This window comes from Nitratireductor sp. ATLC21, from assembly GCF_057196525.1.
This window is the reverse complement of record NZ_JBXUOU010000002.1, coordinates 19205-37279: the sequence shown is the minus strand read 5'-3', so window position 1 is coordinate 37279 and position 18075 is coordinate 19205. Positions and strand designations below refer to the sequence as shown.

The window sequence follows — 18075 nt, the reverse complement described above, 5'->3', positions numbered from 1 at the left end:
CCCTCTCAATCGAAAAACGCCGCGTCGGTGACGTCCAGCGTAGGAACGAGCAAGGTGCGGTCGATATAGCGGTTGCCGAACTCGCACGAAGTTTCCGAGACGAACGAACAGGCATGGCAAGCCGCGGCATGAAGGGACCTGTCCTTTTCCGGTTCGTGTTCGGAACATAGCGGATCGGAGGAACAGATCTGCGCGCGGCTCAGAGCCTGCTTCAACAGGCGGCCGAGATTCTCGGGTTTGCCCAAATCGACGAGCCCGCCGAGCGTGCCGTCCGAGTCGGCCGCTGCCGTGTAGATGAGGATTCCAGCTTGTGGGTCGGCGCCATCAACATCGGCATAAATACGCTCACGAATGCTCGCCGAGTTGTATCCACATTCGAGCGCGAGTTCCCGGATCAGAAGATGGGAAAGCGTGTGCAGCATGGCGTACCTGATACCCGGATAGCCTTCGTCCGGGTCAAGCTTGCGCGCATTGCGCCATCCGCGGTGCCCGGCGAGAAGCTTTTCGCTTCTCGCGATCACGCTCGGCAAAGCCTCCCAGGTCTTCAGCGCGTCCTCGCTGAACCGGATGAATATACCTTCACCATGGACTTGCGTCGCCGGCACCCAATCGGGCGAGTCCTTGCACAAGGCCGCACGCACGGGGCGCTCGTCGGGGTTGCCCGACTCTTCGGGTGCCTCGACACGTGTAAAGCCAAGCAGCGCATTGACCTCGCGCAACCGTTCGAGCAGCAAGACGCTGGCGATCCGCTTTTCGTATCCTTTCGGCACGGCGATCGGTTTACTCAAGAAGTGAGGCCAGTCGGTCGGTGGATTCGGATCGATCAGTACTTCCCATTCCGGCCCCTTAATGTCTGCCGTCGTCACGCCTCCATTGGCATCGCCGCTTTTGAGTTGCTGAATGACTTCCCAGATCGCTTTCGGGGTGTGCTTGTCGATACCGGGCAACGCACCGGTCTTCTTGAGAGTCTTGACCGTGACGGCGACCTCCGCCTCGGAGTCTAGGTCCTCGAAATAGTCCCAACCGTCACGAACAAGCTGTGAGATCGGGTCGCGCGCAAGGGGAATCGCGAGAGCCGACAGGGTGATCGGAAACCAGCTATTCGTCGCCCCGAGCAGCACAGCGCGTGCCTGCTCCTTACAGTCGGCGTCGTATTGATCCATGTGGGGATGACGGCCCCGGCACTTGGGCAGGTTCTCTTTGCCGGATTTACCGAACGCGTGTGCCATGCTGCGCGATGCACCGCAATCATCGCATTTCACCCATAGGTTTTCGGTTTGCAGTGACGCACCGCTCTCGAAGAACCTCAGTGTCCCTTTGCAGGTCGATGGCCCGCTATGCACGAAATAGTGCCACGGAAAATCGTCGAGATGGCCTGCTCGGCAGGCCAGCAGGAAACGGGCCGGAACTGCATCCGCGTCCTTGGCAGGCTGATCGCCCTTCGAGCCCTTGCAATCTTTGTGAATGAATCGGGTTTGTTCCGGCCGGTAGCGGTTCTCTTTGCATTCGAAGAGACCGAGATCGTATTCCGATAGCAAGCCGCATTTCACGCAGCGCAACCAGCGGGGAAACGGCCGCACGGGGACGCCGATATAGGCTTCGGCGGACCAGACGTCGATATCGTCGCTTTTCTGGAACGGCGGAATGCGCAAGCTATCGACCTGCGGCCCGAGCTCTTTTCTGACGGCGGCGAGAAGCCGCGCTTCTTCGATCGGCTGGCAACGGCTCTTTTCCCACCGGTCGATGCCCAAGGTGACCACCGACAGGCTCGGCATGTCGATCAGCGCGCCGGGACCGTAGGTCCAGAGGAGCTGCGAAGGCCTCACTTGGCCAATGGGGGTTTTGTCGCCGCTCATGCATCCCCCCCATCGCTGTCATCACTGCCGACCGGCGGCGGGGTCCAGGGCGGACTGGAACCGCTATGACGGGCCGTACTCATAACGAGGCGCACCCCCGGCTCGACTTCCCGCATAGACATAGGAACGGTGAAGTTGTCCCACGCCTTGATGCCGGGTCTACGCAGCAGCGCGACCATTGTGTCTTTCTTCGGGCCCTTTTTCTCATAAGCGAGCGTTCGTCCACCCTTGCCCGCTTCGTCGGCCCACTCGTCGAGACGCTCCTTGAGCTCGTCGGACGCGAGAGTCTTGATCGCCGCCTCCTGCGAAATACTCCAGGCACGGTCGACAATGATACTGGACGCATGAGCGACTTCGGCTTTGTCGGGCTTGTCGAGCACGCCGGCTCCGACGTTGGGATTGAAGACGTCGTTCTCCAACCGCACCACGCTGAGCAGCGCGCCGGTCAATCCGCGGTCCATCGCCCGCGGCGAGAACGGGGTCACGGACTGAGCCTCGACATGCTTGTAAAAGGTAGCGTGGTAGTGTTCGAACGTCTCGTAGTGCGACAGGTCACGTGGCCGCGCCCAAGTCAGGACCGTGCAGACGAGGCCGGGAGACGACCGGCCGACGCGGCTAGTCGCCTGGATATATTCGGCTGTCCCTTTAGGCTGGCCGTTCACGACCATCAGACCGAGACGGTTCACATCGACACCGACCGAGAGCATGTTGGTGGCGAGCACCACATCGATCGCGCGGGCATCGCCGTCGGCCCATTCAGTGACGTACTTGCCCTTCGCCGGATCGAACCTGGCTTTGAATTTGACCTCCAACTGATCAAGATATTTCGGGATGTCCCGACTCGACACGCGCGAAGTCAGTTCGCGGATATTGCTGACGCTGCGCTGCGCCAGACCCGGCCGGTCGACGAGGCTCATCTGCACGCGGTAAGATCGCGTCTGCACGTCGTCCTCGGCGAGACGCTTCATGCCGCCCAGCTCGCGCAGAGAATTGAAATAGCCGACCGCCGTTAGATAGGGGTCGGCCGCCTGACCGAACCGGTCGAACAAAGCCTGCGATGCCGTCAGGAAGGCGGTATAGACGCGGATCAACATGGCAGGACGCGAACTTCCGGGCGAGCACACGCCCATATACCGCCGACCCGGAATTTGTTCGATCGGGCGCTGCACCGAGAAGAAATTATCGGCGACGTCGAGGCCATGCGGCGGAAACACCGCAACACGGCGCATGAAGACGTTATTCACCTGCTCAGGCGCTTTGCGCACCGTCGCGGTCGAGGCGACGATCTTGGGCTTGATAGTGAGCTCGCCGATTTTCCAGCCCGACAGCTCGTCGATCGCGGTCTCGTACAGCCCGACCATCGTGCCCAGTGGGCCGCTAATCAGATGGAACTCGTCTTGGATAATCAAATCTGGTGGCCGCATCGGCGTGATCGTTTGCGCTATAGAGCGCGGCAGCCCCTTGCTCGCCGGATGATTGCCGCTGCAATCGGATTCGGGCCACAACAGTCCGTGACGCGGACACTCGCTCGTCGCGCGTCCGAACAGCGTTCGCACCTGCCCCCGCCACGCCATCAAGGCGAACTTGTCGACCGTGGCGATCATCATGGAGGGCGGACGGTGATAGATTTCTTCGTCGACGACCACGACCGGTATGCCCGGATGCGGCTTCTTGCTCGATTTGCCGCGCGAGAATTCGCAATGGCTCTTTTTGTCGCCGCAATAAATCGTCGTGCGTTTGAGGAACGTGTCGACGTCGATGTCGCGCTTGTCGGACACTTCGCAGCCACACCAGGGGCAACTGGTGAGCTGGGCCGGCGAGGTTCCTCCGGCATCGAACTTGTCAGGATCGCGAATGTTCTTGATAGCGCGATGTGCGTCTTCTGTGGTGCCGGGTGTCACCTTGTTGCCGACCCATAGGCCGATCGTGAACGGCTCTTTCCCGAGCGCTTCGTCACCGCTTGCCAGCGCGTCCTGGCGCAGCAACTCCATCGCACAAATCAGCGTCGAAGCCCGCTGGAACTGCTGCAAGGTCAGCAGCCGTAACGTATAGCGCATGATCACGCCGAGACCGCGCCCACCGTCAAAGCCGCCAAGCTGGCCCTGCAGCCGCCTGATAGCCATCGCGAATGCGGCGACACCGAGGTATGCTTCGGTCTTACCACCACCCGTTGGGAACCACAGCAGATCGGCATGAGCATCGACGGGCCTGCTGCGGTCCTTGTGTGTCGGATCGGCGAGCGAGGGCAGTGAGAGCAAAATGAAGGCGAGCTGGAACGGCCGCCATGACCGGTTCTTGCGCACCTCGAATGCGGCGAGGTCCTTGCCTTCGCCGCGCCGCCGTGAGAGGGCGTAGAGACTGTGAATGCGCTGGCGCGCCATAGCGAGGTTGGCGAACCGGAAGGCCTTGAGCGCCTTATCGTCGGACTTGTCGGCAAGGACAGCGATGCCCTCTTCGAGCCGTGTCCTTATCTCCTGACACCGCTGCAACGCGGCTTTGGCTTGCGCGTCATGACCGACGACGTCGGCGCCGACGCGCGCCGTCTGTTCGCCGATCCATTTACCGTAATCTTGCGCCAAGATGGACAGAGCCGCGACGAGCTCATCGCGCTCCATGGCCGCGAGCGCTTCCATATCGAGACAGCCTTTGTCGACCATCTCGCGCATCGCCGGTCGATCCTCGGGCCGAAGGCCAGGAGTTTCGGTGACCGGCACTTCGTATTGCGGCATGACGACGGTACGCACGCTCGTCGCGCGCTCGGGATCGCCCGGCTCAGTCTCCGCATGCACGGCGACGCCGTGTCCGACCGCGAACTCGACCTGCCTACGATAGATCATTTCGAGCGCGTCGCGCTCGGGATCGTCACCGTTTCCACTCAGCGCGAGCCGCCGCCGGAAGATCGCGGGGTCAGTAGCAGCGGATGCGGCAAGCACCGCAATCTCGGGCTGGAACAGCCAGGCGCTGTCCTTGTTCTCTTCCGGCTCCTGCTGGGCGTTCACCAGAAAGAGCGTGACGAGGCGATCGCCATTGGCGTTCTTCGCGCGGATCGTTCCCTGGATGCGGACTTCTGGATGGTCCTTGTCCGGTGCCCGGTGCGGGATCGCGCCTTCGGTCAAATCCAAAGTGATTTTCCCACCGCACGGCATACGCTGCCAGACCTTTGCTTTAAGCTCTTCCTGCCTGGTCTCGACGACGTTGCCCTCTTCGTCCTTTATCTTCCTGTTGATCGTCTTAGTGTGTTCGTGCTCGTACAGCCGAACATACTTGCCCCACCGCGCGTCGACCTCGATCTTGTCGCTATCGCCGTCGACGCAAAAGGTGAATCCGAAGCTCGACGGGATGAGCGACTGATTGCTTTGGGCGTCGATCTCGTCAGCTGCCTCGGCCTCGGCATCGATCTTGCCCGTCGTGCCATCGAACTCGGCGCCCGGATCGTGGCGTCCCGTGTGAACTTCCAGATCTTCCGGCTCTTCCTCTTCCTCTGCTTCTAATGGCCCTTCCAGACCTTCGATGCCGCCGGACTTTTCGCGCTGTTGAGGTGCTAGTTTGCCAACTAGGTACCGGTCACGAACGCTCATATCAATGATCTGCTCGTGCGGACCATTGGCCGGACCGAGCAAATCATCCATCACGGCAAGCTGAAGCAATTCGCGGATATAGGCCTGCATGTCGATCAGCGGGACATGTTCGAGTGCTTTGCCCGTGAGCTTCGGCACAGCATCGACGAAATCACTCCATTGTAGGCGCGCGATCACTCCTGAGCTGGACAGCGAAAGGCCAACGTCGGCCAATGCGGTCTCCGCCGTGCATTCTTCCGCGCAATCGAAATAGATAGTCGTCCGTTCCAAAGCCGAACGAATTCGTAGGACACGACCGATCCTGACTGCCGAACCCGCGTGTTCTGCGACGAGAACCCAATCTCCCTCGGAAAGGCCGGACAAAAGCCTGCCATCACCTGGCAGTGTCAATCCGAATTGCGGATAGGGTAATTCGCCAGCAAGGTCAGTTCTACTGACTGCAATCCACGCATTCGGCAATGCACTATTCACTGGTGCTTCCGTCATTACACCCCTCCCGTTACCGCGAATTCGTTCTGCAGCATGTTCTTGACAAGCTCGGGCGTGTTGAAGCCGTTCATTGTCAGAACGTCTGTGATATCCCTCCCACTAAAGAAGATTATAGGATGGCGATCCTCCCGCACTTCTTCATATGCCTGACGTCCGACAACAGATGTCGTCACGAGCACGCCGAATTGACGATGCCTGATGCGAGAAATGAGACGAGAGACTTCTTTCACCCCCACCGTGTTCGCGGTATGCCCGTTCAAAGGCGGCCGATAGCACTTAGCCTCTAGTGAAAACTCCGCGTATACGGGATCATCGCTTAAACCGAGCAGGTATTTGCCAATCGCATCACGACCACCATCAACGGACGCGCGAGTTATTTCATCAATGATGACGCGCTGATCGTGCATCTGAAAAATGCGGGCCGCGAACGCCTCGAAAGCACGCGGCGCATCTTTGAAGTGATCCCAGATACATTCGAGGATGGCCGTCTTGGCAATCGTATCCGGTAGTTGTGCAGCGTTATCCCGAATGACCGTCGTGCTCTCGGCGGTAAGGGCGCGATAGCGCCCGAACTTGACCCACTCCGTCCAAGCAGCCGGCGCATTCTCGGTAAGGCTGTTACCGGCCGCCAAATCGTCTAACCATGCGCGCGAAATACTCGGCGTTTCGAGCACGGTGAAGGTCGCCTGATAGTTTTGGAAGCGTTGCCCCTTTGTAGTCTTCCAGACCGCGACCAAATCGGCGGTAGCCGGGAGCCCGGTGAAACCAGGGACTGCCAATCCTTTGAATTGCACAGAACGCGCGCTCGTCGCAGTCGGGTATTTCTGAAAGATAAAGAATGGCGATATACGATCCCTCAATGGTGGGTTCGCGTGAAGCCGATCGAACATGGTCCGTAATATGCGGTTCCCACCGCGATCGGTATCATGCAACTCGTGCCCGGGCGTCTTGTTGTCGCCGAAATAGACGAACTGGCCAGTACTCGTATCAAGCCGATCTGGCCAGTCTTGATCCTCGCCGCTAGTGTAGAGCACAACAAATTTCTTATCGTCACCGCGCCCCGAAGCGCGAAATCCCCCGAGATTGCCAGTCCCCGGCAGTAGTTTGGACAGAGCCTCCCCCGAAAGATGGCCGCCCGTCGCTCCCTCATAGACAGCGTCGATCAGAAGATCGGAAGCGGGCAAATTTTCGAAAGGAATGACACGTACCATCGATTAGCCCGTCCCTTCTCGGCGACCGAAAAGATCGGGTGCTTCAGTGTCGGACTTGTTTTTGCGTGGTGAACTGGCTTTGCGTTGCGGCCCATCTTCCGCTTTGAACCGCTCTTCGTTCAGTATCGCGAGACGCGACAAGATCTCCAATCTAGCGCTCTCATCAACTGTGAAGCGTGTTCGATCATTGTCGTTCAAATAGTCCATTTCACGAAAATCATGACGTAACGGAATGTCATTCCAACCGTAGGCTTGGCATAATGCTTCATCTAATTCCGATTGAAGTTGGCGTAACCGCTGTATTCCAGGTAATTTTTCCGATGGGCTGTGAAAGCGGTTGTAGATTTTCGTAAGCCCCTCGTTTAATTCGCGCATCAAATTCTCACGGAACATGTAATAATTGCGCCCCGTCTCCCGTAATTGATTGGAATAATTTGGCAGGGGAAACGTGTCGAATACGTCAGTCGGCGTGTACCTCAGCAGCAACAAATTATAGCTAGCATACTTTCGGGCCCATATCTCATGAAGAGATGATGCCAACACCGCGGCCAATCCCCAGTCGTCGCTAGGCAGCACCACAATCGAATGCGAGTAAACTACCCGACCTTTTACTCGACCAAAAGCAACGTACTTGGTGGCGCCAGTGGCGATAGCTAGAGCCCATTCCGTCTGCTCTAATTTTGCGTAGAGCTTGGGTCGCTTGTCGCCATACATCCACCACCGTTGCGGCAGAGGCCTCCGCAAGACAAAGTCTCCGTTTGGCTTCTTTCTAGTTCGCTCAGGAAAGACCCTTTCCTCGATAATACGCAAACAATCTGGATAATCGGCAGCGACTGGACCCGAGTAACCCTCAGGGGCAGTTGATATATCCAGTGGCCAGTCGAAAAAGTTAATTATCCACTTTGAAGGAGCATGAGTTGGATCAATATTTAATTCCTGTCCCACAAGGTAAGGTAATATAACGTCTTCGTTTTTCTTGTCTTTCATCAGAAGCTGCATCCGCTCTTCCGATGAAACAACAAACCCCTTCCCCAAGGGGATAGAGCCTTGAAAGCTCAGCTCCAAGTTGCTTTTCAAGCGATTAAGCTTTGGCACATTGGACGCCGAATCCAAAAGCTGAGAGCTAATGCTGGAAACAACAGAATTATTCAAACGTCTTTCGCCAGACCAATTTCCCGCGTAGAGCCAAACGGGAGAGATCGTTACATTTGCGCTGCCTGGCCAGACCGCCTTGCTAGAAGCTCGCACTATCGAATAACCGAGTTCAGTTAAAGCTTGGAGCCCAACTTCACGGGTGTCTCCTTCGGAGATGGAGCTACTTGCAACCATTCCAAGCATACCAGATGATCTAACAAGCGTTGCCGCGTGTCTAATGAAGAAGGCGCAAAGATCTGCGTTTCCACTCACTGCAGAGAATCTAGTTTTTGTCAAATATTCAAAGTACGCCCCACCGAGCGTCGATCGAATTTTTCGCCCCCCCAAATAGGGCGGATTGCTAACGCAAGCGTCAAATCCTGGATGCGTTCCCGCGAACACTTCAGGAAAATTCAACGGCCAATGGAATGGTCGTCTGAAGTGTCTTCCCGACGACAAATCAATGCTTAGCTGTTTCTGTGCATTTTGGATCAATGATTGTCGGGCAGCGTCGTCTCCTTCAATAGATTTGCCCGCCTCGATTGAAAGTAATGTGTTATCGGTAGGCTTTCCGTTTCCTTCCAACGCTGCTCCAACTAATGCATCGGCAATAATTTGTGGTAGTTGGAGGGTGCCTTTCGCCTGTACGTCAAGACCTTCCATTGCTTCAATGTCACGAATGTCGCGGATCGGGCGGCTACGTATTTTGGTGCGAAGGCTGATAGCTTCGGCGACTGCTTCATCTATCTTCGCTGCAAATAGCTTCTTGGAGCTGCCATTGTCCGGATTCATTTCCAGATAGTGAAGCTGATCGAGATTGTAGATGCCGAGTAGGCTATCGCCACTGCGCAGATTGTGATCCAGGAATCCGAAGGGACGCCCCTTTGACAGCGTGACGAGCCATATCGACAATTTGGCTAGTTCGACGGCCAGTGGGTTGACGTCGACACCATATAGGCAGCGTTCTGCTATCAGACGCCTTGCCGTCAGCAAGCGCTCTTCGAGATCGTTCCGTAGCGGTTCGTAGCCGTTCACTTTCTCGACTACCACGCCTTCCGACGTGACCGCGTTGCCTGTTTTCTCGCTTTGCACCCAAGCCTCGACCAATCGCTCGGACAGAAAGCGGCATACTTGCACTAGGAATGCGCCCGAACCCATCGCCGGATCGCATATCTTGAGATCGAGAAGTTCAGCCGGGGACTTCAGCCGCCAATCTGCGCGCGGCGTTCCTTCAGCAGGCCCTACATAAACGACAGGCTCCAGTGTCTCCTTGACAATCGCCTCGGTGAGGGGTTTGGGGGTGTAATGTGTTCCGGTCTCGCGGCGATCCGCTCCAGTCGTCACCATGAAAGTGTCGACGGGATATACGAGCGGATATCCCCACCGATCCGTGCGCAACAAATGGAAGTAGGGCCTGATCCTGTCGCGTAGCGCCTGATCGCCATGACAGGCCGTCAGGAGTTTGTCGGCGGCGGTTTGGTCGACCTGTTTTGCGAGATCGTTGGTCACGCGGTTCACGGAACTGCCCGTACGTTCCTTCAATAGGTTAGAAACCGCACTGCCGCCTTTGGCCCGGGCCGTATCCAGTTCTTCGAGACTGACCCAGGGTTTCTTCGCATTCTTGGTCGCATCGAGGTCGAGCGTGACTTCCTTCGCGCGAATGACGGTACGCTCCAGAAGGCCTTCGTAGACATAGCCAATCTGTTCGACATCAAGCGCCCGGTACGAGAGCGTCCGACCTTGGAAAAGCTGTACTGCGTCCAGGAGAAGCAGCACAGTGCGGTTATCGATCGGGAGCGGCGTGGCCGCGTCGTCCTTCCAACTCGACCCCTTGGGCCTTCCTTCGAGAAACGGGAAGCGATCGGGATCGAAAAGCGATCCGCCGAGTGCCGGCAGCCTCATGGCTTCGTGCTCGACGCCGCCATAGATCGCACGGAAGATCGCTAGTAGACGCGACCACGCATCCCAACGCCGTTCCAGGATTTCTTCGGATTCGCCACGCAGCTGCATACGGAGCGTAGAGACGGCGTAGTTCGTTTCGTACAGCTCCTCGCCCATGAGCAGAAGACCACGCTCTTCCGCGGAAAGCAGGAAGACGATCCGCATCATGACCGTCAACGCGGCTTCATACAGTTCGGCAGGCTCGACGCCTTCGAGCAGTTCGTAATTGCGGTCGACATTTGCGCGATCCAGGGATTGGATCAGGACCTCGACCGCGCGGCGGACCTGTTCTCCGAGGGCGTCGGTGACTTCATCCTGAAGCTCTAAAGATTCGTCGAGAAGCGCCGGCAACTGCGCGCTTCGATCGACAAAAAAACGCCGGACGCCAAGCAAATTGACGAAGGCCTGAAGCGTTTTGGGTTCCTGTCCCCAGAGCCGGGCGTACCAACTCGCGAAAGTGGATACCGCACCAACCGGCGCGTCGATGAACATCCACTGCTCGCCGTTCGTGATCAATCCCAGTCGAACACCGGTGGCCCTGCATAGTGCGACCATCCGCTCGGCCGGGCTCGCGGCCCAACCATCACCTTTAAGCGGCTCTTCGAGCGCTACATGCGGATCGTAAGTGCAGACGAGCATAAGAGCTTCATCGCCCTTTTGATCGTTCACCACTGCATGATCCGGCCGCAGCGTGACGCTGTGCTCCAGCGCTTCGAAGCTTAGCGTTTCCGGTAGGTCTAGCCCGCTCTTGAAGATGTCTCCAGCACCGTCCTCATCCAGTTCCAGCCCTTGCCGAAGGACGAGGTCGATCCATGCGGCATGGATTTGCGGCAAGTCGGACTCTTCGAGTTCAAGGGTTTCGCGCCATTCATCGTAGGCTTGCCTGAGCATCCGTCGCTTGGAAGACTCCAGTTCTTCCAACCCTTGCGGAAAGGCGTTCTTCAGCACCGGCTCCGCCAGGAATGGCCCTGAAATATCGATCAGGGAAAGCCATTCCGCGTGTTGACTTAGCGTGGTCATGCGCCGGACCTCCCTGCTTTGGATTCCGGGACCAGGAAGATGACGGCGACAGGAAATGTCCTTGCGGCGAAGCCGTCATATCGCTCTTCGATGGCTCCGATTTCCTGCTCTTTTTCGTCTGGGATACGGTCGAGTCTCGTCTTAAGCGCTTCGGCGTCCCGGCGGACCTGCAAGCGCTCGTCCTCGCTGAACAGCGCCAGCTGTTCCGGCTCGCTCTCCTTCATGAGTTCCTGTTCGATCGCTTTGGCCAGTTCGTCCAGAACGAGAAGAATGTTTTTGATCTCCTGATCCCTGCGGGACTGGAGAGTGTTTTCGAGGTTGCGCAAGCGATCTCGGGACCGTGCGTGGAATGCCTGTTCGATCGCGTCTTTCTGCTTTTCGAACCGACCGGAAATTTCGTCGAACAAAGGCTGCGGCGCGGCGAAGGCCGAAGCCGCATTGAGCCAGTCATTGACCTGAGTGACGCGCTGCTCCCGCGCGAAGCCGGTATCTCTCAAATAGCCGCCCGACACAGTCAGTTCTTCGTGAAGACGGTGGTGATTGCCCCCGGTGATCACCAGCCGGGAAACGATCACGACCGCCGGTTCGCTCAAGGTTGTATCTGGAACGGTCCGCACGTCGACACGGTGAAGCTTCTTCACGTCGTCCTGCGCCCAGACCTCGGCCCGCATCAGCCTCAGACACATCTGCACGAGGCGATGATTTAGATGGACGAGCACGACATCGTCGCGGTTCTTGGCGACGGAATGATCAAACGTGATCGGTCGCAACTTGCCCGTATGGGGATGAGGCAAGCCTTCCAGACAGCGTGCCCAGGACCCGCTCAAAGCCGGCATTTCGAATACGGTCCCGCTTGGCGCGTCCTCCAGTTCCACGGGCTTCAGCGGAGGTTTTCCGGCAAGCGCTAGACCCGTCTTCACCGCTGCGTGAATGCGATCGGCGGTAAGACGAAAGTCTTTCTGCGTCTCTTGCAGTCGTTCGTGCAGGCGCGCGATACGTTCTTTGAGTTGCCGCTCGGCACGGACATAACGCTTGGCCTTCGCTGCCCGCGCCTCCGCCTCTCTCGTGTCGAGTTCGCGTCTCGTGCCTTCGATCAGACCAGCCATCTGCGGTGCGATGACGGGATTGACGCTGCCCATATCCTCGCGCATCGCTTCGAGCTTCTTCAGCGCGCGTATGATGTCGTCCTTGTGTCCGCCGAGCGAGTCGCCTTCCGCTTCTCCGCCATCGACCGGATGCCAGATCAGAACCTCGTCATGACGCTGGCCATGTCGATCGATCCGACCGTTCCGCTGCTCCATGACGTTCGGGTTGTAAGGGATTTCGACATGGATCATGCAGTTACAATAATTCTGAAGATCAATACCCTCCGACGCAGCATCGGTTGCCAGAAGTATGCGGACATCCGCGTCTCGCGGGTTCGTCTGAAACGCGGCTTTGACTTTCTCGCGGTCTTCTTGATCCATCCCGCCATGAATGATCGCGAGCCGATCCCCGCCGAAACCGTGTGAGGCGAGGATTTGATGAAGCCATTGATGGGTGGTGCGGTATTCGGTGAAAAGAATGACTCGGCGGTCATTCCATTCTCCGTCGGTCTTCAAATTGGATTCGATCCAGTCGACGATCGCACGAGCTTTGCTGTCGGCCCTCTGGGCGTTCCTTTGTGCCCAATCACGCATCTGACCCAGCAAGCGCAGCTCTTCCTCTGTCGGAGGGGCGGCGCGCTTGCTCGCGACTTCGACCGCTTCGTCCCTGGCCGCTTCCGCCAACCCGTCATCGGCATATTCTTCCTCGGCCTTCAGGATAGCCTTGCGAAGAATTCGATCGGCCATAGCGTCAGGTTTTTGCACGACCATTCCGGTCGTGATCGTCGAAAAATGCTTTTCCAGCGTCGAGGCAAAAGCAGCCGGAGACGAGAACAGCCTCTTCTTGAGCAGGCCGTTCACGAATTTTGTGCCAGTAGCCGACGCTTCCTGTGAGGTCTTCTCCCGGCTCTTGCAGTAAGCATCGAGCGTCTTGTGGATCGCTCGCTCGTCCGCCGTAAACGGAACTGAAAGCGGCTTCAGATTCCTGGCCGGGTAAAGGGGCTGGCCTTCGTTGTCGACAAGATCCGTCTTCAGCCGCCGTATCATGACCTGTGAGAGCTGTTTGTCGTCGGGAAGAATGTTCCGCGAGAAGCGCTGATCGTCGAGCAGTTCCAGCAGCGAAGTGAAGGACTCCGTATAGCCGTTGTGAGGTGTCGCAGTAAGAAACAGCCGATGCTGGAAGTGGGGCGCAATCGTCCGGATTAACCGCGTGCGCTGGCTTTCTAGCGCGTAGTGCGCCGAACCTGCAGGAGCGACATTATGCGCCTCGTCCACGACCAGAATGTCGAACTTTCGTGGATAGCTAGCGCGAATGGGTAGAATGTCCCGCAGCATACTAAGTGCTTCGCCCGATTTCAGCCAATCGACAGACGTGATCAGTCTCGGGAATGATGTCCACGGATTCGCATGGATACCGCGCTTGCGCCGTAGCTCTTTGATATAATCAGTGTTAACTACTTTGAACTCCAGCCCGAACTTTTCGCGCATTTCGACGCGCCACTTCTCCTGAAGCGAGGCAGGGACGACGATTAGGGCCGTTCTGGCGCGGTGTCGGAGCAGCAACTCTTGAATTACTAGCCCCGCCTCGATCGTCTTACCGAGACCAACGTCGTCTGCGATCAGTAGGTTCGCTCTGGCCATATCAATGGCTCGGACAAGCGGATCAAGTTGAAAGTCTTCAATACTTACACCACTACGGAAAGGTGCCTGAAGAAATCCGCGATCGGCATTGGTGGCAGCGCCCCACCGTACGGCATCCAGGAAAGCTTCGAGTCTTTCAGTGTCGTCCTGACCTGTTATGGTGGGAAGACCGGCCTTTTCGATCACGTGCGCGCCCGGCTCAATTTCCCAAATTACTTCGATCTGTTCGCCGAGGCTGTCTTCGTCGATAGATGAAAGGGTCAGGAGATGGCGAGTCGAAGACATCGCCTCATCGTTAGTGGAAGCGCTAACATCAGCAACTGTCCATTGACGGCGGCGAACCTCGACGAGTTGCCCTGGCTCCGGTGGGGTGATGATCGGGCTTACCGATTGGGCCTCGTCTGCGGTTGCGGTCTGCATCACGCAGCCCGATCTTTTGCAGAAGAGTATTCCTCGACGTGGCGGACGATACTCTTGCCGATGGCCTCGCCAAGTTTCACCGGCACCGCATTACCGATCAGCCGCCCAATGGTTTTGCAATAGACTGGCTCCCGCTTTTCAACGAACTTATACCCTTTGGGGAAGCTTTGAAGAACCGCGCCTTCGCGAAGCGAGATCGCTCGGTCTTGTTCGGGGTGACCGAACCGGCCATTTCCGAAACCGAAAAACTGCGTAGTCATAGTCGGTGCTGGTTCATCCCAGACCATACGCCCATAGACACTCGGATAGGTTTTCCCAGTACTACGCTTGTGGCATTCAGCAACGAGCGCTTGATCCCAATCGCGCCAGGTACCACCGGGTTTAGAGGACCTAATCCGCTTGAGATTGAGTTCGGAGAGCTGCGCAGCTTGATGCAATGGATCGTCGACTAAATATTCGCCAGCTTGTAACGGCGGCAAGGATCCAATAGCGTCCCTGACGGTCTTGTGCTTCTTCGGGTGTGTCGGCGCTATCAGCTCAATCGGGCCGAGACGGGATGCCAGAAGCACCAAGCGATTCCGCTGCTGCGGCACTCCATAATCGGCACAATTGACGACCTGGTGGCTAACGTGAAAGTAGTTTGCTCCCAACATAGCTACAAAATCTGCAAAGATAGATTGTTTTTCGAGGTTCGGGACGTTTTCCATCGTGACAAGATCAGGCCCAATCTCGCAGGCCAGTTCGCCGAAGTGAGTCAGCAAATTCCAGCGCGCATCGGTGGGGCCGAGTTTCTGCTGATAAGTGGAAAAAGGCTGGCACGGTGCGCAACCAGCCAGAAGGGAGAAGGGTGCATCTGCAACGACCTCCTCCAATTCCGCAGAGCTCAGTTCGGAGACTGATTGCAGTAAGAAGGCCGCATTGTTATTTGCGGTATAGGGATATTCACAGCGCGGATCGATATCGACGCCGAGTCTGACGTCAATGCCAGCCTTCTCAAGCCCCCTTGTAAGGCCACCCACTCCGCAGAACAGATCGACCGCGGCAATCTGGCTACTGGCTGCGATCTTTTTGTGTTTCTTTCCGGCCCCTCTCCGCATCAGTCCCTAATCTTTCCCGTCCTGTGATTTCCAGTCCTTACCCGCGGTAATGTTGGCGGCCGAGCTAAGACGTTCGAATTCCTCTACCGACATCACTACCGCGACAGCCCGCCCGTGCTTGTTGATAACAACCGGTTCGATCCGCGCCGTGTCGATCAGCAGCCCGAACCCATTCTTGGCGTCCTTGGCAGTCATCGTTCTCATAGCGCTACCCGATTCGGTAATTTTGACCATAATGGACAAAATAGCCATAAACTTCAACTCATAGCTGCGCAGCAGGCGCCAGCCTTTCGCTTGCGCTACAGTTGCCCAGGCCAGAACTTGAGCCGTCGAAGGCGGGAGAGTTCGGTCACGATCCCGGTTTCCGTAAATCGGCCCAGTACGCCAGCTGTAGGACGGACGTTCCCTATCGTTCCCTGTCGAGTCCATTCTCGTCGACGCCGCGTTGACGGCCTCTACCGCGCTTACCCTGCCTGCTAGCCCGGGACGGTCGAAGGACGTCGCCACCGTCATCGGACTTAATCACACCATCATCGTCCTTGGCCACACCCCAGAAGGTGTCGCCAAGTGGGCGCTGAGTCCAATGAGGATCTGCTGGCTCGGCCGAGCCCAAACTGGGATTGGGCAGGACCGGAACATCATGCTCCTGGCCGCGCCGGCGCTTGCGGTTTCGCGAGCATTTTGGCTTCGGAAGGCCATCGCTAGCTGAGCCGCGGCCGGTGCGGTCGTCGTCGGTCTCGGCATAGGCTGCCTGGGCGAAGTGGTCCTGAAGCGTGATCGGGCCTATGCCGCGCGGGCGCTTGGGCCGCTCGGTCATCTCTTGCTCACGTTTGCGGTATCGGTCTTTGGCCTTGTACGGGACGGCAGCGCGACCGCGGGGTTTGAGCTGGAGATTGAGCGCCGGCATATGATCGTGATCGCGCCAGTGCAGGTAGCGCTGTTCCGCCTGGCGCATCTCCTCGAAGCTCTTGAGCTCGCGCCTTTCGATCTGGTCGAGGGCACGTACCTGTCGCGCCATATCCAGAGACTGTAGCTTGTGACGGTGGTCGAGATCCCGCACGGCCTCCAGATGCTTTTCCTGCAAAGCGCCCTTTTCCGTAGCGAAGGCCGCGTAGCGTTGAGCGTCCCGGCGGCGCTGCAACTGCTTCATGGCATGGGTGACGCCGGTAATGCGACCCAGGAACGCCGCGAGACCGGTGGGCGCATGGGCAGCCCGCTGCTCCCGGACCCTCTTGCGTTCGGCGAGATAGGTCTGACGGAGCGCCTGCTGCGCGCGCTGCTGATCGCTGACAAGTTGCTTTTTCTCGTCGCGCTGGCGAGCGAAGAGCGCGTCGCGTTCGGCCTCGACCTTGGCGCGCCGTTCTTGCTGCATCGCTTTAAGCGCATCGCGCTCCTTATCTCCGCGCTGCTTCTCCACATGCTTGTCGCGGGCTTTCTGATGGGCACGCACCAGTGCACGTGCCTCCTCGACGTCCGGCAGAGATTCTGGCGGATAGTCGTGTTCGAGGAAGGCGCGCACGTCTTTGGTGCGGATGCTGCGGTCATCGAGGAGCTTTGGCAGCGCGTTCATGTTGCCGTACATGTCGACGAGCACATAAGGGCGCTTCCCGGTGGCGAGGATATAGCCCATATCCTCCAGCGCCCGTACGAAGGCACGCGGTGTATCGCTGCGGCGCCAAGCAGCGGTAACATGCGCCATGCGCTCTTCCTTCGTGAGGCCGCAATTGCGCTCCTGCTGCTTTTCATAAAGGGAAAGCTGCGGGCGGTTCTCTTCACCGATATCGCGATAATAGCCTTCGGGCAGCTTCAAGCCGTGGTCACGGGCGAGCTCTCGCGTGACCATCATCAGCTTCGAATGGTCGAAGGCCTGGTGGATGGCTTTGCCTTCGACCGCGTCGATGCGTGACCAGACGATGTGGCAATGCTCGCGCCCGTGCTTGATGTGATAGATCATGGCGCGCGGCTGTCCAGATAGACCGAGGGCTTCCTCCACACGGTCGGCATAATCGCGATATTGATCGCGCGTGAGCCCGCCTTGGGACCAGTCCGGGTTGACCGAGAGGCTGTAGAGGTAATTCCGGCAATTGGTCATGGCCGACGCGATGGCTTCCCATTCCGCAAAGGCGCCATGCAGGTCACGCGCGACCGCGCCGCGGACTTCCGCCACCTCCACGAATTCATTGTCGTGGGCGTTCAGCAAATGAGTGGCGAGGTCCTGCCCACCAGCGCGCTGGCTGGCCTTGGGGATCATGGTTTCCTCCCCAGGGCAGACAGACAGGCGGCGCGGATTTCCTGCAGGTCCCGGCAAGCCTCGGCGAGCAATTCAGCGTCAGCATCGGATGCTGCAGCGATAGCCAGAAGGCTGTCCTGAAGGCGCGCGGTTTCAGCTAAAAGACGCGCGACTTCCTGACGCTCGACAGGCGGCCGACGCACCTGCCGGGGTGGGTTGTGATTGAAGATGCATTGGGTGATGTAGCCCGACGCGGACAGGCCGGACTTTTCTACGCGCGCCAGAAACTCGTCCCGCAGGGCGGCCGGCGGGCGATAGGAGATCGGCGCTTCGCGTCCGGATTTCACCGTCATGGGCGTTCATCCGCATCTTC

General features: G+C 58.0%; 9 protein-coding genes. All 9 read right to left on the bottom strand.

Going from position 1 to position 18075, the window contains the following annotated elements; all coding sequences use genetic code 11:
* Positions 1-5: 5 nt before the first annotated feature.
* The 9 genes from drmB to AC2CHD_RS07845 all read right to left on the bottom strand — a co-directional run bounded on the left by drmB (position 6) and on the right by AC2CHD_RS07845 (position 18055).
* Positions 6-1856, bottom strand: a complete 1851-nt coding sequence (drmB, locus tag AC2CHD_RS07885; protein WP_484553273.1) for a DrmB family protein — start codon at positions 1854-1856, stop codon at positions 6-8.
* Entirely contained in the window at positions 1853-5920 is a 4068-nt protein-coding gene (gene drmA, locus AC2CHD_RS07880) for a DISARM system helicase DrmA (RefSeq protein WP_484553272.1), read from the bottom strand. The genes drmB and drmA overlap by 4 nt, the downstream gene beginning before the upstream one ends.
* Positions 5920-7134 carry a restriction endonuclease gene (locus AC2CHD_RS07875; protein WP_484553271.1) on the bottom strand — a complete coding sequence of 405 codons (1215 nt, stop codon included), beginning with the start codon at positions 7132-7134 and terminating at the stop codon, positions 5920-5922. Before AC2CHD_RS07875 ends, drmA begins: the two co-directional genes overlap by 1 nt.
* Before the next feature lie 3 nt (positions 7135-7137).
* Positions 7138-11229: an Eco57I restriction-modification methylase domain-containing protein gene (locus AC2CHD_RS07870; protein ID WP_484553270.1), complete on the bottom strand. Its 4092-nt coding sequence runs from the start codon at positions 11227-11229 to the stop codon at positions 7138-7140.
* Positions 11226-14375, bottom strand: a complete 3150-nt coding sequence (gene drmD, locus AC2CHD_RS07865; protein WP_484553269.1) for a DISARM system SNF2-like helicase DrmD — start codon at positions 14373-14375, stop codon at positions 11226-11228. The genes AC2CHD_RS07870 and drmD overlap by 4 nt, the downstream gene beginning before the upstream one ends.
* On the bottom strand, positions 14375-15472 hold the full coding sequence (locus AC2CHD_RS07860; RefSeq protein WP_484553268.1) for a DNA cytosine methyltransferase: 1098 nt from the start codon (positions 15470-15472) through the stop codon (positions 14375-14377). The genes drmD and AC2CHD_RS07860 overlap by 1 nt, the downstream gene beginning before the upstream one ends.
* 6 nt (positions 15473-15478) lie before the next feature.
* Entirely contained in the window at positions 15479-15724 is a 246-nt protein-coding gene (locus tag AC2CHD_RS07855) for a type II toxin-antitoxin system Phd/YefM family antitoxin (protein ID WP_484553267.1), read from the bottom strand.
* Positions 15725-15878: 154 nt separating this feature from the next.
* A complete protein-coding gene (locus AC2CHD_RS07850) occupies positions 15879-17723 on the bottom strand; it encodes a relaxase/mobilization nuclease domain-containing protein (protein ID WP_484553266.1) in 1845 nt (614 codons plus the stop codon).
* A complete protein-coding gene (locus AC2CHD_RS07845; protein WP_484553265.1) occupies positions 17720-18055 on the bottom strand; it encodes a hypothetical protein in 336 nt (111 codons plus the stop codon). The genes AC2CHD_RS07850 and AC2CHD_RS07845 overlap by 4 nt, the downstream gene beginning before the upstream one ends.
* Positions 18056-18075: the final 20 nt, after the last annotated feature.